Raw genomic sequence first — 20,022 nt, forward strand, 5'->3', positions numbered from 1 at the left:
CGGTGGGCATGGTCATGCGGCAGCCCCCTCGCTGTCCGGAGCCTCCTCGATCCGCACCACCGAGAACACGGCGCCACCCCTGTGGGCCCGGACGCTGCCGAGTGCGTACCCGCCCGCCGCCGTGAGCACTCCGGCGACGATGGCACCCGCGCGGCCCGCACCGCCCGGCCTGGCCCCGCGGGCCACCAGCGCGTCGCGCATCCCGCGCACCACCCCGGCCGGCAGGACACGCGTGGTGTACCGGCGCTCCGACTCAAGCCCCTTGCCGGCGCCCACGCTTCGGGCGACCAGAGCCTTGGAGAGCCCCTCGGCGTAGGCGCGGGTGCGGAAGTAGGCGAAGTGCTCGCGGGCCTCGGGCACCCGGTGGTGGATCACCGCGCGGTCGTCGATCAGCAGAATCGCGTCGGGTCTGGCGCGGGTGAGGCGGATGCACAGCTCCGTCTCCTCGCAGCCCAGCGGACGCTTGTCGCCGTCCCGTCCGATGCCCGTGGCGAAGCCGCCGGCCGCGTCGAACGCCGTACGGCGGAAGGAGGCGTTGCCGCCCAGGACGTTGCGCACCCGGACGCGGCCCGGCGGGAGTCCCTTGTACGTGCAGCCCACCACCCAGTCGAACTCCTCGGGGAACCAAGCCGGGCGGCGGCCCGACGCCCAGATCGGCATCGTACGGCCGCCGACGGCCATCACCCGCGGATCCCCGTACCCCTCGGCGAAGTACCGCAGCCAGTCGCGCTCGGCGACGGCGTCGTCGTCGAGGAACGCGATGATCCCGCCGCGGGAGGCGGCGATGCCGGTGTTGCGGCCCGCGGACAGGCCGCGGGGGCCCGCGTTGGCGAGCACCCGGACCTCTCCGGTTTCCTTGTACTCCCTGGTCAGCCGGCCCAGGAGCGCCGCGTTGTGGTCCACGACCAGCAGCGTCTCCAGGGCAGGCAGGGACTGCGCCCGCACCGAGGCGACCGCCGCGAGGATGTCCTCCCAGCGGTCCTCGGTGTAGACGCAGATCACCACCGAGATGTCCGGATCGCTCAAGGCATCTCTCCCCGGCCCGAGTTGAGCGCCACCGCGTGCGGCCGACGGGCCAGCGCGCGCCGGTTGGAGCGCTCCTTGAGGATCACCTTGAGTACCCGGAACCCGTCCCGCACGGCGCGCAGATTGCTGGCGCCGTGGATGCGGAGGTACTCGTGGCTGGGTATCTCCTGCACCTTGAGGCCGGCCTTGACGACCCGGATGTTCATCAGGGTCTCGACCTCGAAGCCGGTGCAGTCGAGGTCGATCTTGTCGAGGCAGTGCCGCCAGAACGCGTTGTAGCCGTAGCAGAGATCGGTGTAGCGGGCGCCGAACTTGGCGTTGACGACCGCGCACAGCACCCGGTTGCCGAGCTTGCGGATCGGCGTCATGTCGGAGGTGCCGCCGCCGTTGGCGAACCGCGACCCCTTCGCGAAGTCCGCCCCGGACACCAGTGCGGACACGTACGACACGATCTCGTTGCCGTCCGCCGAGCCGTCCGCGTCGACCATCACGATGATGTCGCCGGTGCAGGCCTCGAATCCGGTGATCAGGGCATCTCCCTTGCCCTTTCCGCGCTGCTCGACGACCTTGACCTCCGGCCACAGCCCGCGGGCCACTTCGACGGTGTCGTCCGTGGAATTGCCGTCGACCAGCACCACTTCATGAATCCAGTCAGGAAGGGTCTTGAAGACGTAGGGAAGATTCTCGGCCTCATTCATGGCGGGAATCACGACGCTCACCGGAGGCGCAATGGCCAGGTGAGAGGAGATGGGCCGGTACTTGCCGGCCATTAACGGATCTTGACTCGAAAATGCCGGTCGCAGAAATGAACTCATGAGTCTGGTCCCTCTCGTCCGGTGGACCGCCCGCCCCTGGGCGGTCCGGTTCTCTACTCCGGTTCGAAAGGGGGGTTCTCACTTACGGCATGACGAAATCGATCTCCGTGCATGCCGGGTGAGCTGGCAAAGCTGGCCGACTACAGAAGTCGGTAGTCGGTCGCGCGGCACGACTCGGCACAAGTGCGGTCACCGAGCACGGCACCCCCCTACCGCGCCCCGCGCCGGGATCCATCGCGGTCCTTGAGCCCTCCCCATGAGCCGCTCGATGATGGACCGATGCGGGTGAGATGTACGACGGTATTGACGATTGTGCACGTATGGCAAGACCTGGAACGTGGCCTCACGTTTTTGTTGATTTGGCTGTTACCTAACGCCTCGAACGGATTTTCCTCATCCGTTTGAGGACGACCAGAAGCAGAATCACGGAACTGATCACGGTCACTGCCGCGATACCTCCGTGAACGGACCACCGGTGCACCGCCAGCATTCCCTCGGCGACGAGGAGATCAATGGCGATCGCTCCCGCGACGGACGCGATGGTGCGGCCCCACGGTTCGAGGCCGTGCAACGCCGCTGCGACGGCGGCTCCCGGTGCGGCGATCAGGAAGAAAAGGGTGAACGGGCCGCGCAGGGGTGAGTCCACGTCGGTGAGTGCGAGCACCGCACCGACTCCCGCGACGGCCACCGCCGCACCCGCGAGCAGTGGAAGCAGGTCCCTCCCCGGTTCCTGCCCCGACCGCTCGTCTCCGTCCGACGGCGGGTTGATGCCTATCGTCTGCATTGGCGACTTTGCCCCCTGAAGCGCCGGATGCCGGACTTCAATGTCGCGCAGCGGGCGGGGGGTCGTCAAGGTGCGGAAGACGTTCACGCCGTTTGGTGTGCAGGGGGGCGCGAGAGTTCCCCGGAGGCGCCGTCCGTCCCGGGGAGGGGGATCCGGTAAGGGCCGGAAAGTCTTGGCATGGACACTTCCTGTCAACACGCGTAGCTGCTACGACAGTTGTGGCAGAGATCCTGCTAAAGGGAGGTTCCATGAGACGTTCCCGATTTACGGCATACGTGACCTCGCTCCTCCTCGCCGTCGGCGTCGCCCTCACCGGGGCCGCGACGGCGCAGGCGTCCCAACTGGCCGCAGGCACCGGCTATGTGGCCCTCGGCGACTCCTACGCCTCCGGTGTCGGGTCCGGCAGCTACCTCAGCTCCGGCGGCGACTGCAAACGCAGCACGAAGGCCCATCCGTATCTGTGGCAGGCCGCGCACTCACCCTCGTCGTTCAGTTTCCAGGCCTGCTCAGGCGCTCGTACGGGTGATGTTCTGGCGAACCAGCTGGGCACCCTCACCTCCTCCACCGGCCTCGTCTCGATCACCGTCGGCGGCAACGACGCGGGCTTCTCCGACGTCATGACGACCTGCGTACTCCAGTCCGACAGCGCCTGTCTGTCCCGGATCGCCACGGCCAGGGCGTACGTCGACTCGACGCTGCCCGGCCAACTCGACACCGTCTACTCGGCGATCAGCTCCAAGGCCCCCTCGGCGCACGTCGTCGTCCTCGGCTACCCCCGCTTCTACAAGCTGGGCGGCAGCTGCCTCACCGGCCTCTCCGACACGAAGCGGGCCGCGATCAACGGCGCCGCCGACTACCTGGACAGCGCGATCGCCAAGGTCGCCGGCAACCACGGCTTCACCTTCGGCGATGTCCGGCCCACCTTCAGCGGCCACGAGATCTGCTCCGGCAGCTCCTGGCTGCACAGCCTCGAATGGCTGAACATCGGCGAGTCCTACCACCCGACCGCGGCCGGACAGTCCGGCGGCTACCTGCCCGTCCTCAACGCAGCGGCCTGAGGGCCTCAGCGACCCGCTCCGGTGGGACCCGGCGCCGGCAGCACGGCATCGGGGCCCACCGGACCACCGAACAGCCCGCCCGACGAAGCCGAGGACGAAGGGGAGACGGAGGTCCCGCCGTTCGAGGTGTCCGTCTCGCACGTCACCGAGAACGGCACCGAGTTGGACGTCGCGTGCACCGGACCGCGGACCTCCACGCTGATCTCGTTCTCGTACGTCCCGCCTTCGTCGTACGTCGTCACGATCACTGTCTTCTGCTGCGACCGGCCGCCGCCCGCGGGGAACGAGAGGGTCTTCCAGCCCGGGTCGGACACCTCACCGGTCTTCGTCACCCAGCGGTAGTCGACCTCCACCGGGACGCGGCCCACCGTGAACGTCGCCGTGAAGGTGGGCGCCTGGGCCTCGGGCGGCGGACAACTGCCGGAGTAGTCCGTGTGCGAGCCCGCCACCGACACCGACACGGACTGCTGGGGCTGCGTCGTCGTACCCCCGCTGCTGGGCGAGCTGCTGGAAGGACTGCTGCTCGCATGCGAACCGCTGGGCGAGCTGCTGCTCTTCCCCCCGCTCGAACTCGCGCCGCCCGAGCCTTCCTTGGTGGTCTGCCCGGCAGAGCCTCCACGGGTGCCGTCGTCCCGGTTCAGCAGGGCGTACGTCAGCCCGCCGATCGCCAGGGCGAGGGCGGCCAGGCCCGCGATCAGCACGACGGCCGCGCGCCGGTTGCGCCCCGGCTCCGCCGTGGTCGTCGTGGCCGTCCCGGCGGGATGGGCCGGAACGGTGGGGGCGGGGGAGGGGAGCGGCGCGGTCGGCGGCTCGGCCGGGAAGGCGTGCACCGTCGGCGCGTAGGGGGCGACCGGCGGAGCGTCCGCGCGCGGCGTACCGCCCGCGGCGACGACCCGCAGGTCCTGCTCGGCACGCTCACCGGACAGGCGCTGCGCCGGATCCTTGCGCAGCAGCCCCTCGATCACCGGGGCGAGCGGCCCCGCACGGTACGGCGGCGGCAACTCCTCGTCGACGATCGCCCGCAGGGTGCTGAGCGGGGTGTTCTGCCGGAACGGCGAGTTGCCCTCCACCGCCGCGTACAGCAGGACCCCGAGCGACCACAGGTCCGACTCGGGACCCGGCGTACGGCCGAGCGCCCGTTCGGGGGCGAGGAATTCGGGCGAGCCGATGACCTCGCCGGTCATGGTCAGTGCGGAACTGCCCTCGACCATGGCGATCCCGAAGTCGGTCAGCACGACCCGGCCGTCGTTCGAGATCAGTACGTTGCCCGGCTTCACATCCCGGTGCAGGACCCCGGCCTCGTGGGCGGCGCGCAGGGCGGCGAGCACCTCGGCGCCGATGTGCGCGGCGCGCTGCGGAGTGATCGGACCCTCCGCGTCCAGGATGTCGGAGAGGGCCAGACCGCGGACCAGCTCCATCACGATCCAGGGGCGGCCGTCCTCGGTCGCCACGTCGTACACCGTCACCACGTTGCGGTTGGAGACCCGCGCCGCCGCCCACGCCTCCCGTTCCAGGCGGGCGTACATCCGCTGGACCTCGCTGTCCGGGAGTCCGTGGGGCGCGCGCACCTCCTTGACGGCGACCTCGCGGTGCAGCACCTCGTCGCGGGCGCGCCAGACGGTCCCCATGCCGCCCTCCCCCAAGGGGGACAGCAGCCGGTAGCGTCCCGCGATCACACGTTCACTGCCCGGTGCTTCGGACACGGGCGCCCCCCATTCGCATCCGCATGCGCATCCGCGCGAAATCTCCACTCCGCGTGATTTCTCCCCAAAAGTAGCTCAGCCGAGTGCGGATGCCGCCCCCCTGAACACCAATCCAGCCCCAAGAGCTACGACGACGAACGCGGATCCCAGCGGCGCGGCCCTGCGCAGCAGCGCCGCCACGGGGCCACCGGTCCAGCGCGGCCGCCTGGCCAGCAGCCGCGACATCCCGCCGCCGAGCCGCACCACGGCGAACCCGGCCGCCGTGAGCGTGAGGGCCAGCCCGACGCCGTACGCGAGCACGAGCAGGAAGCCGAACCAGGCCTGTCCGAGCGCCGCGGCGCCCACCAGTACGACGACGGCGGAGGGGCTCGGCACGAGTCCACCGGCGAAGCCGAGCAGGATCGTGCCGCGGATGGTGGGCGCGGTGGCGTGGGTGTGGGTGACGCCGCCGTGGGTGTGGGTGTGCGGGTCCTCGTGGTGGTGGTCGTCCTTGTGGGGGTGGTCGTGATGGTGGTCGTGGTCGTGGTCGTGGCTGTGCGGGTGCTTGTGTCCGTGGGCGCGTTCGCGGTTGCGCCAGGCGCGGCGTACGAGGGAGGCGCCGGCCAGGGTCACGAGGAGGCCGCTCGCGAGGCCCAGCCAGGCGATCACGGAGGGGGCCGCCGCCGAGCCGGCCGTGACGAGGAGGCCCAGCGTGACCACCCCGAGGGTGTGCGTGATCGTCACCGACGCGGCCAGCGGCAGGACGTCGCGGAGTCCGGCCCGGCCGCCGCGGGCGGCTGCCGTCGCCGCCATCAGGGTCTTGCCGTGGCCCGGAGCGAGCGCGTGCATCGCACCGAGGCCGATGGCGATCACCAGGGCCAGCGAGGCGAAGCCGAGCGTGAGGTGGTGGCGGGCCACCAAATTGTCCAGGGCGCGCGTCCAGCGGTCGGCGCCGCGGGGGAGCACGGAGGCCGCGGGCGCGTTCGACCGCTCGTCGACGAGGGCCGGACCGCCGGGGCGCACCCGCAGGGACGCGGACGCGGTGTCCGACGGCGAGGAGAGCAACTCCTTGGGATAGCCGGTGAGTTCGTGCGACACCGACTTCTTCGGTACGTCGGACGCGGTCAGCGTCATACGGTCGCCGCGGGCGGTGATCTCCCGCCAGCCCGGCCCGGTCGACGCCCCGGCGCTGTGGAAGCCCACGGAGACGGTGTCCCCCTCGGGGAGCGGCGCCGTCAGCCCGCACTCCACCCGGAGGGTGTCGAGGCCCGCCTGGCCGGGCCGCACGCGCGCGTGACTGGTGCCGACGCCGAGCGCGACCCGGCGCCCGTTCACGGTGACCTTGCTGCCGACCGCGGCCGTCTCGCACCGCTGCCGGGCCCAGGCGGTCATGCCCAGCTTCTCGATGTCGGGCTTGGCCTGCGTCGCCGGGATCTCCGCCAGGTCCTCGACGTGGGCGACCCGCAGTTCACCGGGGGCGGCGACGAGGCCGTCGTAGCGGTTGACGGTGAAGTTGCCGAGCGGGTGGGCGCTCGCGGCGCTCGCCGGCACGAGGACGAGGGCGCAGGCGGCTGTGAGGACGGCCGCGCAGGACGCGAAGAGACGACGGGGGTTCATTCGCCGGCCTCCAGAGCCTTGCGGGCGACGCGAGCGCCCAGCGGCGAGAAGCCGGGGTTCAGCTTCAGGGCCGCCGTCAGGGAGTCGTGGGCGTCCTTCTTGTGGCCGGTGGCGCGTTCGATCATGCCGCGGTGGTAGAGGAAGGTCGCGTTGCGGTAGCCGGTGGCCGTGGCGCGGCGGGCGTACGCAAGAGCTTCCGCGTCCCGGCCGTTGACGTGCAGCGCCCAGGCGAGGGCGTCCGCGGTGTGCACGGTGTGCCGGCGGGCCCACTCGGCGCGGGCCGCGGTGAGGGCGGCCGCGCGGTCGCCGTGGTCGGCGGCGGCCAGGGCCGTGTCGAGGTCGGCGTTGACGCCGTTGGCGCGGGCCAGCGCGGTCCAGGCATCGACGAGGGCGTACTGGTCGTGGGCCTTGCGGGCGTCCCCCTTCGCGCCGCGCGCCTCGTACAACTCGCCCAGCTCGACGAGGGGTTGGGGCAGCGGATAGCGGGACACGACGTCCTCCATGGCGCGGATCGCACCGGCCCGGTCGCCCTGCGCGGCCTGTGCGCGGGCCCGGCCCTCCAGCGCGGGAAGGTAGGTGTCGTCGGCCGCCAGCGCCCGCGCGTAGTAGGTCAGTGCGGTGCCGTACTCGCCCTGGTTCCAGGAAAGTTGGCCGAGAGCCGACGCCACGTACGCCACGTCCCCGCGCGAAGTCGCCGTGGACAGTGCCAGTTTCAGGACACGCCGGGCGGTCTTCACATCACCGCGCAGCTCGTGCACGTACGCGTACCGCGTGAAGACCGGCACGCCGGGGCGGCGGCTGTCGGCCAGGTCGGCGGCCTTCGACGCGTCGTCGTAGCGGCCGAGTTCGACCAGGGCGTCGATACGGGAGGACAGCGCGCGCTCGTTGTACGGGTTCTGGGCGAGCTCCTTGTCGGCGTACTTCAGCGCTTCGGGGAACTGGTGCCGGGCGGCGGCGAGCGCCGCGCGTCCGGTGAGCGCCGCGTCGTTGTCCGGGCGCAGCTTCAGTGAGCGGTCCAGCGCGCGCTGCGCCTGCGGGTAGCGCGCGGGGTCCCCCTTCGTCCGCGCCTGCTCCACGTAGGCGAGCCCGAGCGTCGCCCACGAGCCGAAGTCCTGTGGCTGGGCGCGCAGATGGGCCTGGAGCGAGCTGATGCTCGCGTCCAGGCTGCCGCTGGTGAGCAGTTCGGGAGACAGCCCCGCAGGCGCGGCTGCCACGGTCGCCGTGCCGCCGTCCCGCGCGCCCCCCCACGCGATGGCCCCGCCGGTCAGCGCGACGGCCAGCAGAGCGGCGCACCCGGCGAGTTGAGCTCCCCGCCAACGCCGCCCGGCCGCCGCCACCCGCCGCACGGCGACCACGCGCTCGTCGGCTGCAGCGTCCTGCCCGTCACCGGCTGCCGCGGCGCCGTCGGTTCCCGCCTCGGCCCCGGTCGCCGTACTGCCGTCCGCTGCCGCCTCGGTCTCGGTGGCCTGCCCGGTGTCCACCCCCGTCTCCTCACCCCCGGGCGTGGCCTCCGCTGTGCGGTCGGCCGGTGTCTCGCCGGGGGCGGTTGTCGGCGCGTCGTGGTTCTTACGCGGGGACATGGGCTCTCCTCAAAGTCCTTGGGTGCAACGGTCGTTGCGGGGGAGCGGCGCGGCCCGCGCCGTGGGGGATGAGTACGTGCGGGCCGCGCCAGTCGGTGGTGGGGGTCAGTACGCGCGGCCGCGCATACGGCGCCACCACATCAGGCCGGTGCCGACGAGGAGGATTCCGGCGGCGCCGGCGCCCGCCGAGAGGGCGATCAGCGTGGTGTCGCCGGAGCTGCCCGAGGCACCCGCCGGCTGAAGCGCGTCACCGAGCTGGTTGCGCACGTCGGTCCCACTGGTCGTGCCCTTGGCGAGGGCGCCGCGCGAGCCCGAGGTCGGCTCGGCGACGTAGGGGAAGTAGCTCTCGAACTTCTTGTCGTTCTTGTCGACCGCGTCGCCCAGGTCGTTCTTGGAGCCGACGAGTTCACCCTCGACCACCTGGAGCGAGGCGTCGATCACGTCGTCGGTGAGCCGGCGCCCGTTCGGGAAGCCCGCGTTGTCGCCGTCGAGCACACCGAGCCGCTTGGGATGCATGGTCGGCTTGATCGAGGTGTTGAGCCGCAGCTCCTCCGCCGGGCGGACGTTGGGCGGCTGGTTGAGGCCCTTCACGCCCTTCAGGAAGACGTCGACGAGGTCGTTGCGCGGCTCGGCGGGCGCCTTGATCTTGTAGATCGCCTCGATGAGCTTCGGCAGTTCGGGGTTGGTCACGTTCTTGAGGAACTGGGCGTCGTACCACGGCGCCGACGCGTTGAACTTGTCCTTGTCCTTCTGCGGGTTGACGACCTCGTTGACCAGCGGGTTGCCCAGCCGCGAGACCTGCGTCCAGTCACCGTGCGCGTCCTTGCGCTGCGTGGTGGACCAGATCCCCACGATCGGCTGCCCGGACGACTCGCGGATCATGTCGTTGGGCACCTGCAGGGCGAGCGAGTTGACGTTGTAGCCCTTGAGCGTGTCCCGCCCGACCTCCGTCAGGTTGCCGCCGTACAGCAGGTCGAAGACACGCAGGTCCAGGAAGAACGGGTCGTCCGCCTGACCGGCGAACGTCGTGGATCCGCCCGGAAGCTTGTACACGGCCTGGTCGCGCAGCTTGCCGTAGTCCGGCATCGACGCCTTGCCGACGTTCGACGGCGCCACCGGCACGTCGTCCGCGACCTTGGTCCGGGAGACGAGCTTCTGGTTGTGCAGCCGCAGCAGATCGATGTCGTACGTCTGCGTGATGTTCAGGTCGGGGTCGTCGAGGCTGGTGACCGGGCCCGTGTTGTAGAGGAACGTGTCCCCGTTCTTGCGGTGCGTCTTGAAGGTGTACCGGTAGATCAGCTCGCCCTGCGCGTCACCGTTGTTGTCGATGTGCAGGTCGTACTGGGCGTCGTCCGCGAACGTGAAGAAGTTCGGTCCGCCGGCCGGGTCCTCGAAGGGGATCCAGTTCGCCACGATCGTCGTCGTGTCGGGCTTGTCCGGGCTGACGAACGCGTACACGTCCGTGTTGTCGTACTGCGGTTGCCCCGAGATCAGCGGGGCCTCACGGTGGCTGGAGGCGTTGGCCGCCCCCGGTTCCAGCGCGGTCACGCCGGCGGCTGCGAGCCCCCCGGCGGCCAGCGCACCACAGACGAGGGTCGCGATGCTCCTGCGTCGCGCGCCACTCCTGGAGATAGGTGTCATGCCGTCCGTCCTCACGTCCCAATTGCCTGACGCAACGCCATTCGGAGCGCCCGCCGGGGTGGATTGGTCGAATCTCAAACGTTCTTACGTCGGCTTTCGAATCTTGTTTCACCGCTCGCGGCAGATGTTGTGTGAACCTTCCTGCCCCGGCCGCCAGTTGACCGGCCGTCGACCCGCGTTTTCGCCCCGCTGATCCGTAACCCCATCCGAAGGGGCACTCGCTGCGAATGACGGTGTGACCGAGGGGACGGGCCGTGCGCGGCCGGAGAGGGGGAGCGGGTGGAGGCGGACGAACTCCTGGTGCTCGTGGCCGGAGGCGACCAGAAGGCATTCGAGGAGCTGTACGGACTGGTGTCCGGGCCGGTGTTCGGACTCGTACGGCGCGTGGTGCGGGACGCGGCCCAGTCCGAGGAGGTGGCCCAGGAGGTGCTGCTCGAACTGTGGCGCTCCGCCGCCCGGTTCGATCCCGGCCGCGGCAGCGCCTTCTCCTGGATCCTCACCCTTGCGCACCGGCGGGCCGTCGACCGGGTGCGCAGCGCCCGCGCGGCCACCGAGCGCGAGCAGCGCGAAGGACGGCGCGCCCACCACCCCGCCTTCGACCAGGTCGCCGAAGAGGTCGAGGCCGGGCTCGAACGCGAGTGGGTCCGCCGCTGCCTGGACCGTCTGACGGCACTGCAACGGCAGTCCGTCACCCTCGCCTACTACGACGGGTACACGTACCGTGAAGTGGCCGAACGGCTCTCCCTGCCGCTCGGCACCGTGAAGACCCGGATGCGGGACGGACTCACGCGGCTGCGGGACTGCCTGGGAGGAGTCGCATGAGCGTCCTCGACCGACTGCGGGGCCGCGATCCGCACTCGCTTGCCGCCCCCTACGCACTCGACGCCCTGGAGCCCGCCGAGCGGCGCCGTTTCGAGCGGCACCTGCGGCGCTGCACGCGCTGCGCCGCCGAGGTGCGCGCCCTCGCCGAGGACGCCGTCCGTCTCGCCTGGTCCACCGCGGCCCCGCCCCCGCCGGCCCTGCGCGACCGCGTCCTGACCGCAGTACGCACCACTCCGCAGGAGGCCCCCTCCCAGGACGACGAACTGCTCGTGCGCGGCGCCGTGCAGCCGGCCCGCGGCCGGGGGGAAAGGCAGCCGGCACGCGCGCGTACCCCCCGCTTCCGACCGCTGCTCGCCCCGCTCGCCACCGCCACGGCCGCCGCCGCGCTCGTCGTGGCCTCGCTCTTCGCCGTTCAGGCGACGCAGACCAGGGACACCCTGGACCAGGAGCGGGCCCAGGCACGTGAGATCGCCCACGTTCTCGCGGCGCCCGACGCCCGCGCGACCGGCGCCCGGGACGTCCGGGGGCACGGTGTGGCCGTCGTCGCCTCCGCGTCGCTACGGCGCGCCGTCGTGACACCGAGCGGGCTCGGCAGCCCGACGGGGGGACGCGTGCACCAGCTGTGGCTCATGCGCCCCCACGTGCAACCACGCTCCCTGGGGCTCTTCGACGGCGACACGCCCTTGGTCACCGCTGGACTGAACACTGACGCCCAGTCACTCGCTGTGACCGTAGAGCCACCCGGCGGCTCACAGCAGCCCACCACTGCACCAATTGCCCAAGTCGACCTGAAATCAGTTGGATTCGGAGAGTAATCGTCAACACCCTTACAGGGAAGGTGAATCCTGTGACCGCGATACACGAGTGCCACGAGGGAGCGATAGGGTTAGCCTGCCCGGGCCGGGTGGACTCGTACGGGTGGGGAGTGACATGGAACAGATAACGATGCGCAGCAGGGCACGCGTCCCTGCGATCACCTGCGGGAGCAGCGCGACCAGTTCGCGCCTCGACCGCCATCTCTCGGTGCTGGGCGGCCCAGCCCTCCCGCAGCGCGAGACGGCCGAGGCGACGTCCCTGATGCGTGAGCTGACCGCGCGTGACACCGGGAAGGACCGCAACGGCAGGGTCGCGCGCATGCGGCGGGTCTCGCTCTTCGCACCGCTGAAGCGGCTGCGCCGCACGCTGTTCGGTGGCCACTGAGCGGTGCGGTCAGGCGGTTTCTGACCCGCGCTCGGGCGTTCGCCGCCCCGGCGCGGCGCTGTGCTGATCCGTGGCCGTTGTCCCCGCATGCCCGTAGCGCTCCCCAACTCCCGCTCTTCCACCACCCGTTGAGCGGGGTCACGGCCGAGGAACAGCGGTTTTCGCCCCCTCCGCCCCTTCCCTTCCCGTCACTGATCGCGCTGCCGCGCTCGTCCTCGAACGCCGGAGGGGCTGGATATAGCCCCTCCGGCGTTTGAGGAGCGGGGGTTCGGGGGCGGAGCCCCCGAGTGCTCGTGCTCACCGTTCACCGCGTTCGTACCGGCGGACGGCCAGCGGCAGGAACACGGCGATCAGGGCGGCGGACCAGGCGAGCGACCCGGCGACCGGGTGCGCCACCGGCCAGGCGGCGCCGTCCGGCACCGGCGCGTTCCCGAACAGGTCGCGCAGCGCCGTCGTCACCGCGCTGAGGGGATTCCACTCGGCCATCGTGCGCAGCCAACCCGGCAGGTTGTCGGTGGGGATGTACGCGTTCGACAACAGCGGCAGCATGAACGTGGCGCTGCCCAGCTGACCGGCAGCCTCCTCGCTCCCCGAGGCGAGTCCCAGCAGAATGCCGACCCACGTCATGGCGAACCGGAAGAGCAGCAGCAGCCCCAGGGCCCCGACCGCCTGAAGCGCCGATCCGTCGATCCGCCAGCCCACCACGAGTCCGACCAGCAGCAGCGGCACGATCCCCACGGCGGTCACGACCAGGTCGGCGGCCGCCTGCCCGAGCGGCACGGCGGCCCGGCTCATCGGCAGCGTACGGAAGCGGTCCATCACGCCCCGGTGCGAGTCCTGGGCGGCCTGGAACATCCCCGTCATGATCCCGTTGGCCGCGGTCGCCACCAGCAGGCCCGGCAGCAGGTACGCGCGGTACTCCTCGCCCGGCATCGCGAGGGCGCTGCCGAAGACGTATCCGAAGAAGAGCAGCATCGTGATCGGCATGGTCTGGGTGAGTACGACCAGACCGGGGTTGTGCCGGATCCGCTGAAGGTGACGGCCCAGCATCGCGCTGCCGTCGTACGCCAACGTGCTCATGCCACCAGCTCCTTGTGGTCGTTCGGGCCGTCGTTCGGGTTGTTGCGCCGGGAGTCGGCAGGGCCGCTCGTCAGACGGAGGAAGACGTCGTCGAGCGTGGGCGGCCGCAGGCTCGCGTCGAGCAACGGCACCCCGGCGGCGTCGAGTTCGCGCACCAGCCGGGGCAGCGTCAGCGTCGGGTCGGTCGCGAGCGCGCCCACGGCGTGCCGCTCGGGGGCGAAGTCGGGCGCCGAGCCCGTCAGTTGGTCCAGGACGGCCGCCGCCCCGGGCAGTGCGTCCGGGTGCGCGACGACCACCTCGGCGTACGAGCCGATGAGCGCCTTGAGCTCGCCGGGCGATCCCGTGTGCGCGACCCTGCCGTGGTCCAGCAGGGCGATGGTGTCGGCGAGTTGGTCGGCCTCCTCCAGGTACTGCGTGGTGAGCAGCACGGTCGTGCCGTCGTCCTTGAGCGCGCGCACGGCCTCCCAGATCTGGTTGCGGCTCGCCGGGTCGAGGCCGGTGGTCGGTTCGTCGAGGAAGAGCACGGCCGGGCGCCGGATCAGGCTCGCCGCCAGGTCCAGCCGGCGCCGCATGCCGCCCGAGTAGGTGGACGCGGGCCGGTCGGCGGCCTCGGCGAGACCGAACCGGTCGAGCAGCTCACCCGCCCGCGCCGCGGTGTCCCGGACGCGGTGCAGCTTCGCGAACAGCCGCAGGTTCTGCCGCCCGGTGAGGTCGCCGTCGACGGAGGCGTACTGCCCGGTGACCCCGATCGCGCCCCGGACGGCGCCGGCCTCCCGCACCAGGTCGTGCCCGGCGACACGCGCGGACCCCGCGTCGGGCCGCAGCAGCGTGGCGAGCAGCCGTACCGCCGTCGTCTTGCCCGCCCCGTTCGGCCCGAGCACCCCGCAGACCGTGCCCTGCGCCACCGCCAGATCCAGGCCCCGTACGGCGTGGACGACGTTCCCCCGTGATCCGAAGCTCTTCTCCAGACCTTCACTAAGTACAGCGTACGTAGTAGTCATGGGTCGACCATAGCGCACTACGTACGGTGTACGTAACTAGGATGGTCCACGAGGTGATCGACCCATGGCAGGGCGCAAGGCCGTACCCGAAGTGATCTGGGCCCGTCCGGAGCGGGCGGGGCGTGGCCCGCGGCCCGCGTTCAGCCGCGCGGACATCGCGGCCGCCGCGGTGCGCATCGCGGACGCGCAGGGGCTCGAAGGGGTGTCCATGCGGCACGTGGCGGCCGAACTGGGCTGCGGCACGATGTCGCTCTACAACTACGTGCCGCGCAAGGAGGACCTGTACGAGCTGATGCTCGACGCCATCGGCGCCGAGCACGTCATCGAGGAACCCTCCGGGGACTGGCGCGCCGACATGCTCCGCAACGCCCACGAGACCCGCGCCATCATGCACCGCCACACCTGGGTGCCGCGCCTGATGTCCGGCGTGTACGGCTTCAGCCCGCACACCCTGCGCTATCTGGAGCACTGCCTGGCCTGCCTCGAACCGCTCGATGTGCGTGCGAGCGTCAAGATGGAGCTGATCGCGATGCTCAACGGCGCCGTCACGACGTACACGGCGAACGAGATCGCCACCGCCGAGCGCACCCGCTCCATGCCCTGGTCGGAGGAGGAGGAGAACGCGGTCCGCATCGCCTATCTCGGCAGCCAGGTGGCCACCGGCGCGTATCCGCGGCTGGCCGCGGCCTTCATGGAGGACAGCGGGCCGATCGACCTGGAGGCGGTGTTCGCGCGGGCGCTCACCCGAGTGCTGGACGCCTTCGATCCGGAGTTCCGGCGAGAGCGTTAGAGCAGCGCGAACTGGCCCTCCGGGCCCTCCTCGTGATGATCGAGGACGGACGCGGGCCTGCGCGCCGCGTCCGGCACCGGCAGCACCCCCGCCGTGCGCAGCTCGGCCGCCGTGACCGGCGCGTCCCCCACGGTCAACTCGGCCTGCTGGGGCCGCAGTTCCGCGAGCAGCGCGAGCACCGTCACGAGCTCCAGGAGTTCGGACGTCCACACCTGCGGCCAGGTGGCGGGCCGGACCGCCTCCAGAGTCCCCGGCTCGGCCGGTACGGTCCTGGCCGCGAACCACTGCTCCAGGACGCGCACGCCCCCCACCTCGAAGTCCCAGGCGTCCGACGGCACCGGGGAGATCACGCCCTCGCCGAGGTGCAGGGCCTCCTCGTCACGGTCGTAGTACACATCGAGCGGTCGGGTGGGAAGCGGGGCGCGGACATAGGGGCGACGGCCGCCGGGGAGCTTGGGGCGCTCGCCCTCGCGTCGCATCAACCGCAGCATCCTGCGGCCCAGTTCGACCCCGTGCGCCCAGCTGTCGGGGTCGGCGGTGAGGGGTACCGCGCAGCCCGCACGGCCCGCCCGCGCCAGCGCCAGCGTCCAGGCGAGGACGTCGACCGGCTCGGGGGAGTGTCCCAACCGGCCGCCCAGGTACTCCAACAGGCCCGGCGCCAGGTTCGGTTCGCGACCGCCCGGGCGCCGGTGGAGAGGGCGCACCCGGCCACCGCGGCCGGCGCTCAACGGCACGACGGAGGAGACCAGCAGCGCGGGGCCCGACGACTCGGGCACCACCGTCTGCTCGACCGCGAACACCTGCCGCTCGTCCGCCACCCGCCACAGCTCCGGACGTGCCGCGTCGATCAACCGGTGGTCGGGGATCAGCCACTGCTCGTCGAACGGACCGTGCAGGACGCGCACCGGTTCCGGGCAGGGGCCCGACTCGCGCGCCAGCCGGCCCGTTCCGCCGCTCCGACCCGGCAGTTGCGCGACCGCCGAGTGCAGGGTGCGCGAGCGGGTGGGGCCGAACAGCGCCTCGCGATCCGGCCCCTCGGCCTTCATCAGCGCATCCCAGCGCGCCTTCAGGGACGCGGCATCGGGGGCCGTCGGCCACCCCCGGCCCAGCCTCGGCGGGGCGACGGACCACGGCATGAGGTCCGCGAGCAGCGGAGCGTCGTCGTGCGTCACGCTCGGCATCGTACGACGTCCTCCAGGGGGCACGCCGGGGTCAGTGGGCGTCGAGGGTGACCGTGAACGAGAAGCGGTCCCCCCGGTAGTGGATACGGACCACGTCCAGGGCGCGGCCGTCCTCGCCGTGCACGACGCCCGTGTAGTGCAGGATCGGGCTCAGCAGCGGGACCTGGAGCAGCCGCGCCGTCTCCGGGTCGGCGAGCCGGGCCTCCACGGTGTCGGTGATCCGGCTGATCCGCACGCCGACCACATCCCGCAGCACCTTGGTCATGGGCCAGCGCACCAGGTCCTCCGGGTCGATCAGCGCGGCCAGTTCGGGCCGGACGTAGTTGCGCGCGTGGTTCGTCGGCTCGCCCGTCTTCTCGTCGCTGCGCAGCCGGTGGTAGGTGCCCACCCGGTCCAGATCGGGGAAGAACTCGGCGAGTTCGGCCGACACCGCGGCCTGGCCGTGGTCGAGCAGCTCGGTCGTCATGCCCGACTGCTGGGCCACGATCGCGTCCACCGAGCCGAGCAGCCGTACGGGCGCGCCCCGCCGGGCGCTCGGCTCGATGAACGTGCCCCGTCTGCGATGCCGGGTGATCAGCCCCTCGTCCTCCAGTTCCTTGAGCGCCTGCCGCATGGTCAGCACGCTCACTCCGTAGTGCCCCGCGAGCTGCTCCTCGGTCGGCAGGCGCAGCGGGTCCTGCGGCGCCCGGCCGAGTATCGAGGCGCGCAGGGACTGCGACACCTGATACCAGAGCGGCAGTTTGCGGTTCAGGACGATCGAGTCCGGAGCGAAGGAGGTCACGAGGGCTATCCGTACCGGTCGCGGGCGGTCAGTGCAACGGGCCGTACTGCTAGGGGGTGTTTTGAAGGCACGCCGAGGGCACGCACCGAACACCGCGGGCACCGCACAGGACTTTCAAAACACCCCCTAGCCCGCCGGGCGGAAGTGACGCTGGAGGCCCTGCCAGACGTCGTCGTAGCCCTGTTGCAGGTGCTCCGCCCCCGCTGCCTGAGGCGTGGCGGTCACCGGCCAGCGGGTCTCGAACATGAACGCGAGGCCGTCGTCCACCTTCTGCGGCTTCAGTTCGGCGGCGCTCGCCCGGTCGAAGGTCTCCCGGTCCGGGCCGTGCGCCGACATCATGTTGTGCAGCGAGCCACCGCCCGGCACGAAGCCCTCCGCCTTCGCGTCGTACGCGCCCTCGATGAGCCCCATGTACTCGCTCATCACGTTCCGGTGGAAGTACGGCGGCCGGAACGTGTTCTCGCCCACCAGCCAGCGCGGCGCGAACACCACGAAGTCGACACCCGCGAGCCCCGGGGTGTCCGACGGCGACGTGAGCACCGTGAAGATCGACGGGTCCGGGTGGTCGTAGCTGATGGTGCCGATCACATTGAAACGGCGCAGGTCGTAGACGTACGGCACATGGTTGCCGTGCCAGGCGACCACGTCGAGCGGCGAGTGGTCGTACATCGCCGTCCAGAGGTTGCCGCAGAACTTGTTCACCACCTCGACGGGGCCCGCCGCGGTCTCATCGTCCTCGTACGCGGCGACCGGCGCCAGGAAGTCCCGCGCGTTGGCCAGCCCGTTGGCGCCGATCGGGCCCAGGTCGGGCAGTTGGAAGGGCGCCCCATAGTTCTCGCACACATAACCGCGAGCCGAAGCATCCAGCAGCTCCACACGGAAGCGGACACCACGAGGAATCAGCGCCACATGGCCCGGCTCCACATGAAGCAGCCCGAACTCCGTGCGCAGCAGCAGGCCGCCGCGCTCGGGCACGATCAGCAGTTCCCCGTCGGCGTCGCTGAAGACCCGCTCCATCGACGCGGTCGCGTGATACAGGTGCACCGCCATGCCCGTGCGCTGGGTCGCGTCGCCGTTGCCGCCGAGGGTCCACAGGCCGGCCAGGAAGTCGGTGCCGGGCGCCGGCTCCGGAAGCGGGTTCCAGCGCAGCCGGTTCGGGTCGGGGGCCGTCTCCGTGAAGGGGGCCGTGCGGATCGCGCCGTTCTCCGTGCGCGTGAACGCGGGGTGCGCGGCCGACGGGCGGATCCGGTACAGCCACGAGCGCCGGTTGTGCGCCCTCGGTTCCGTGAACGCCGTACCGCTCAGCTGCTCCGCGTACAGCCCGAGCGGTGCCCGCTGCGGGGAGTTGCGGCCCACCGGCAGCGCGCCCGGGACCGCCTCCGAGCCGTGTTCGTTGCCGAAACCGGAGAGGTAGACCAGCCCCTCGGCCGTCTTCCTCGCGTCCCCGCTCATGATCGCTCCCTTGCGCCTGATGGCGTACGCCGATGTGCCGTCGATTCCTATGCTTCACCGTAGGATTCGGTTTTTCCGCGCGCAAGAGGGAAAGCGAGCCACGCTGGGGCCGGCGGGTGCGTCACAGAGCGGGCCACTTCGGCCCGGATCGCACCGCATCGGTCCGCAGAGGGAGCGAGAACCAGACTCCAGGGGGATCCGACTGTCGGAGCGGTGTTCTACTCTCCCCGGCATGTCGTGGACGCGTGTACCGCTCGCCGCGCTCGTGATCTGCGCCCTGCTCGGCGGATCGGCGGGCTGTGGTTCCAGTGACGCGCGCGAGCGCGGGGGCGCGCCGTCGGCCTCGCCCGTGGGCAAGCTGCTGGACCGCACGGACGAGCAGGGCCGGCACTATCGCGAGGTCGACAAGAAGGGCGCCCCGAACGTCGCCATCGAGGTCCAGCCGGACTCCGACGACAGCTGGGACGTGACGCTGACCCTCCACCGCTTCCGCTTCTCGCCCGCCGGGACCCCGGCCAGGGCGGTGGCCGGCCGTGGGGTCGCCGTGCTGTATCTGGACGGCCGCACGCTCGCCGAGCTCCGTACCGCCGAGTACCACCTCGGCGCCGCCCTGGTCCCGCGCGGCACGCACCACGTCACCGCACGTCTGTACGCGGACGACCGCACCGTCTGGGCCGTCGGCGGCAAGCCCGTCGAGAGCACGGCGGACATCACGCAGTCCCAGGCGGGAGAAACCCTCAAGGCGCCGACGACCCCGACGACGCCCGCACCGACGCTGAGCGACAACGCCCCCGAGGCCCGTACTGGTACGGGAGGTTCACCGGACCCCGGCGGAAAGGCATCATGAAGCCCGTGCCCCAAGCGACCTCGCTGCGCCGCGCCCCCATCCAGCGCCGCAGCGCCGAACGACTGACCAGAATCCTCGACGCGTGCGCCGACCTCCTCGACGAGGTCGGCTACGACGCCCTGAGCACCCGTGCCGTCGCCCAGCGCGCAGGCGTGCCCATCGGCTCCGTCTACCGCTTCTTCGGCAACAAGCGCGCGATGGCCGACGCGCTCGCCCAGCGCAACCTCGACCGCTACACCGAGCGCGTCACCGAGCGGCTGCGGGAGGCGGGCGGGGGTGCGGGCGGCTGGCGTACGGCCATGGACGCCGTCCTCGACGAGTACCTCGTCATGAAGCGCACCGCGCCCGGCTTCTCCCTCGTCGACTTCGGCAACCAGATCCCGGTCGGCGCCCGCCACAGCGAACCCAACCACCGCGTCGCCGACCGCCTCACCGACCTGCTCTCCGCCTACCTGGACCGGGCCCCCGACGAGGACCTGCGCCGCACCTTCCTGATCGCCGTGGAAACCGCCGACACCCTGGTCCAGCTGGCCTTCCGGATCGCCCCGGAGGGGGACGAACGCACCATCGCGGAGACACGGGAGCTGCTGCGGGCGTATCTGGCGAGGGTTCTCGACTGAGTTGGGGGCTCTCGCGAGTTTCCGACCTCACCCCCCGCAGGCCCT

Annotated in this window: 19 protein-coding genes; 7 read left to right on the top strand and 12 right to left on the bottom strand. The window is 71.4% G+C overall.

The annotated features are described in order from the left end of the window. Window positions 1-12: 12 nt before the first annotated feature. The 3 genes from ACN6LB_RS33010 to ACN6LB_RS33020 form a co-directional block, all read right to left on the bottom strand. Entirely contained in the window at window positions 13-1,026 is a 1,014-nt protein-coding gene (locus ACN6LB_RS33010) for a glycosyltransferase family 2 protein (RefSeq protein WP_445029047.1), read from the bottom strand. Further along, window positions 1,023-1,841: a glycosyltransferase family 2 protein gene (locus ACN6LB_RS33015; RefSeq protein WP_356140120.1), complete on the bottom strand. Its 819-nt coding sequence runs from the start codon at window positions 1,839-1,841 to the stop codon at window positions 1,023-1,025. The genes ACN6LB_RS33010 and ACN6LB_RS33015 overlap by 4 nt, the downstream gene beginning before the upstream one ends. A gap of 370 nt (window positions 1,842-2,211) precedes the next feature. Beyond that, a complete protein-coding gene (locus tag ACN6LB_RS33020) occupies window positions 2,212-2,712 on the bottom strand; it encodes a hypothetical protein (protein ID WP_445029048.1) in 501 nt (166 codons plus the stop codon). 161 nt (window positions 2,713-2,873) lie between these two features. Between ACN6LB_RS33020 and ACN6LB_RS33025 the strand changes: the two genes are divergently transcribed. After that, a complete protein-coding gene (locus ACN6LB_RS33025) occupies window positions 2,874-3,683 on the top strand; it encodes an SGNH/GDSL hydrolase family protein (protein WP_445029049.1) in 810 nt (269 codons plus the stop codon). Between the two features lie 5 nt (window positions 3,684-3,688). Here the strand turns inward: ACN6LB_RS33025 and ACN6LB_RS33030 are convergent, their stop codons facing one another. From ACN6LB_RS33030 to ACN6LB_RS33045, 4 genes are all read right to left on the bottom strand, one after another. Continuing rightward, complete coding sequence (locus ACN6LB_RS33030; RefSeq protein WP_445029050.1) at window positions 3,689-5,386, bottom strand: serine/threonine-protein kinase; 1,698 nt, start codon at window positions 5,384-5,386, stop codon at window positions 3,689-3,691. Window positions 5,387-5,461: 75 nt separating this feature from the next. Then, window positions 5,462-6,982: a HoxN/HupN/NixA family nickel/cobalt transporter gene (locus ACN6LB_RS33035; protein WP_445029051.1), complete on the bottom strand. Its 1,521-nt coding sequence runs from the start codon at window positions 6,980-6,982 to the stop codon at window positions 5,462-5,464. Next, window positions 6,979-8,562 (bottom strand): tetratricopeptide repeat protein, encoded by a 1,584-nt coding sequence (locus tag ACN6LB_RS33040; protein ID WP_445029052.1) that lies wholly within the window; start codon window positions 8,560-8,562, stop codon window positions 6,979-6,981. The genes ACN6LB_RS33035 and ACN6LB_RS33040 overlap by 4 nt, the downstream gene beginning before the upstream one ends. 105 nt (window positions 8,563-8,667) lie before the next feature. Further along, window positions 8,668-10,203, bottom strand: coding sequence for a DUF4331 domain-containing protein (locus ACN6LB_RS33045; protein WP_356140114.1), 1,536 nt, complete (start codon window positions 10,201-10,203; stop codon window positions 8,668-8,670). Window positions 10,204-10,482: 279 nt separating this feature from the next. Here ACN6LB_RS33045 and ACN6LB_RS33050 point away from each other — a divergent pair, with 279 nt between their 5' ends. From ACN6LB_RS33050 to ACN6LB_RS33060, 3 genes are all read left to right on the top strand, one after another. Continuing rightward, window positions 10,483-11,025 (top strand): sigma-70 family RNA polymerase sigma factor, encoded by a 543-nt coding sequence (locus ACN6LB_RS33050; protein ID WP_356140113.1) that lies wholly within the window; start codon window positions 10,483-10,485, stop codon window positions 11,023-11,025. Then, window positions 11,022-11,840 (top strand): anti-sigma factor, encoded by an 819-nt coding sequence (locus ACN6LB_RS33055; RefSeq protein ID WP_445029053.1) that lies wholly within the window; start codon window positions 11,022-11,024, stop codon window positions 11,838-11,840. The genes ACN6LB_RS33050 and ACN6LB_RS33055 overlap by 4 nt, the downstream gene beginning before the upstream one ends. A gap of 115 nt (window positions 11,841-11,955) precedes the next feature. Continuing rightward, the gene (locus tag ACN6LB_RS33060) at window positions 11,956-12,225 is read left to right on the top strand and encodes a hypothetical protein (protein ID WP_356149756.1); all 270 of its coding nucleotides are present in this window, start codon (window positions 11,956-11,958) and stop codon (window positions 12,223-12,225) included. Between the two features lie 297 nt (window positions 12,226-12,522). Here ACN6LB_RS33060 and ACN6LB_RS33065 read toward each other — a convergent pair whose 3' ends face one another. Both ACN6LB_RS33065 and ACN6LB_RS33070 read right to left on the bottom strand, forming a co-directional pair. Next, window positions 12,523-13,305: an ABC transporter permease gene (locus ACN6LB_RS33065; protein ID WP_445029054.1), complete on the bottom strand. Its 783-nt coding sequence runs from the start codon at window positions 13,303-13,305 to the stop codon at window positions 12,523-12,525. Next, window positions 13,302-14,306 (bottom strand): ATP-binding cassette domain-containing protein, encoded by a 1,005-nt coding sequence (locus ACN6LB_RS33070; protein ID WP_445029055.1) that lies wholly within the window; start codon window positions 14,304-14,306, stop codon window positions 13,302-13,304. Before ACN6LB_RS33070 ends, ACN6LB_RS33065 begins: the two co-directional genes overlap by 4 nt. A gap of 64 nt (window positions 14,307-14,370) precedes the next feature. Between ACN6LB_RS33070 and ACN6LB_RS33075 the strand changes: the two genes are divergently transcribed. Further along, window positions 14,371-15,096 carry a TetR/AcrR family transcriptional regulator C-terminal domain-containing protein gene (locus ACN6LB_RS33075; protein ID WP_356147375.1) on the top strand — a complete coding sequence of 242 codons (726 nt, stop codon included), beginning with the start codon at window positions 14,371-14,373 and terminating at the stop codon, window positions 15,094-15,096. Here ACN6LB_RS33075 and ACN6LB_RS33080 read toward each other — a convergent pair. The 3 genes from ACN6LB_RS33080 to hmgA all read right to left on the bottom strand — a co-directional run bounded on the left by ACN6LB_RS33080 (window position 15,093) and on the right by hmgA (window position 18,510). Further along, entirely contained in the window at window positions 15,093-16,277 is a 1,185-nt protein-coding gene (locus tag ACN6LB_RS33080) for a type ISP restriction/modification enzyme (protein WP_445029056.1), read from the bottom strand. The genes ACN6LB_RS33075 and ACN6LB_RS33080 overlap by 4 nt on opposite strands. Before the next feature lie 31 nt (window positions 16,278-16,308). Then, window positions 16,309-17,058 carry a GntR family transcriptional regulator gene (locus ACN6LB_RS33085; RefSeq protein WP_445029057.1) on the bottom strand — a complete coding sequence of 250 codons (750 nt, stop codon included), beginning with the start codon at window positions 17,056-17,058 and terminating at the stop codon, window positions 16,309-16,311. Window positions 17,059-17,184: 126 nt separating this feature from the next. Next, window positions 17,185-18,510: a homogentisate 1,2-dioxygenase gene (gene hmgA / locus ACN6LB_RS33090; protein WP_445029058.1), complete on the bottom strand. Its 1,326-nt coding sequence runs from the start codon at window positions 18,508-18,510 to the stop codon at window positions 17,185-17,187. 232 nt (window positions 18,511-18,742) lie between these two features. Here hmgA and ACN6LB_RS33095 point away from each other — a divergent pair, with 232 nt between their 5' ends. Both ACN6LB_RS33095 and ACN6LB_RS33100 read left to right on the top strand, forming a co-directional pair. Beyond that, window positions 18,743-19,357 carry a nuclear transport factor 2 family protein gene (locus ACN6LB_RS33095; RefSeq protein WP_445029059.1) on the top strand — a complete coding sequence of 205 codons (615 nt, stop codon included), beginning with the start codon at window positions 18,743-18,745 and terminating at the stop codon, window positions 19,355-19,357. Beyond that, a complete protein-coding gene (locus ACN6LB_RS33100; protein WP_445029060.1) occupies window positions 19,354-19,977 on the top strand; it encodes a TetR family transcriptional regulator in 624 nt (207 codons plus the stop codon). The genes ACN6LB_RS33095 and ACN6LB_RS33100 overlap by 4 nt, the downstream gene beginning before the upstream one ends. The last annotated feature ends 45 nt before the right edge of the window (window positions 19,978-20,022 follow it).

The organism is Streptomyces sp. SAS_270, assembly GCF_052543295.1.

Coding starts and splice junctions, on each gene's coding strand:
- ACN6LB_RS33095 (WP_445029059.1), top strand. CDS start 18,743: ATGTCGTGGACGCGTGTACCGCTCGCCGCGCTCGTGATCTGCGCCCTG.
- ACN6LB_RS33045 (WP_356140114.1), bottom strand. CDS start 10,203: ATGACACCTATCTCCAGGAGTGGCGCGCGACGCAGGAGCATCGCGACC.
- ACN6LB_RS33080 (WP_445029056.1), bottom strand. CDS start 16,277: ATGCCGAGCGTGACGCACGACGACGCTCCGCTGCTCGCGGACCTCATG.
- hmgA (WP_445029058.1), bottom strand. CDS start 18,510: ATGAGCGGGGACGCGAGGAAGACGGCCGAGGGGCTGGTCTACCTCTCC.
- ACN6LB_RS33040 (WP_445029052.1), bottom strand. CDS start 8,562: ATGTCCCCGCGTAAGAACCACGACGCGCCGACAACCGCCCCCGGCGAG.
- ACN6LB_RS33070 (WP_445029055.1), bottom strand. CDS start 14,306: ATGACTACTACGTACGCTGTACTTAGTGAAGGTCTGGAGAAGAGCTTC.
- ACN6LB_RS33035 (WP_445029051.1), bottom strand. CDS start 6,982: ATGAACCCCCGTCGTCTCTTCGCGTCCTGCGCGGCCGTCCTCACAGCC.
- ACN6LB_RS33015 (WP_356140120.1), bottom strand. CDS start 1,841: ATGAGTTCATTTCTGCGACCGGCATTTTCGAGTCAAGATCCGTTAATG.
- ACN6LB_RS33075 (WP_356147375.1), top strand. CDS start 14,371: ATGGCAGGGCGCAAGGCCGTACCCGAAGTGATCTGGGCCCGTCCGGAG.
- ACN6LB_RS33100 (WP_445029060.1), top strand. CDS start 19,354: ATGAAGCCCGTGCCCCAAGCGACCTCGCTGCGCCGCGCCCCCATCCAG.
- ACN6LB_RS33065 (WP_445029054.1), bottom strand. CDS start 13,305: ATGAGCACGTTGGCGTACGACGGCAGCGCGATGCTGGGCCGTCACCTT.
- ACN6LB_RS33025 (WP_445029049.1), top strand. CDS start 2,874: ATGAGACGTTCCCGATTTACGGCATACGTGACCTCGCTCCTCCTCGCC.
- ACN6LB_RS33060 (WP_356149756.1), top strand. CDS start 11,956: ATGGAACAGATAACGATGCGCAGCAGGGCACGCGTCCCTGCGATCACC.
- ACN6LB_RS33055 (WP_445029053.1), top strand. CDS start 11,022: ATGAGCGTCCTCGACCGACTGCGGGGCCGCGATCCGCACTCGCTTGCC.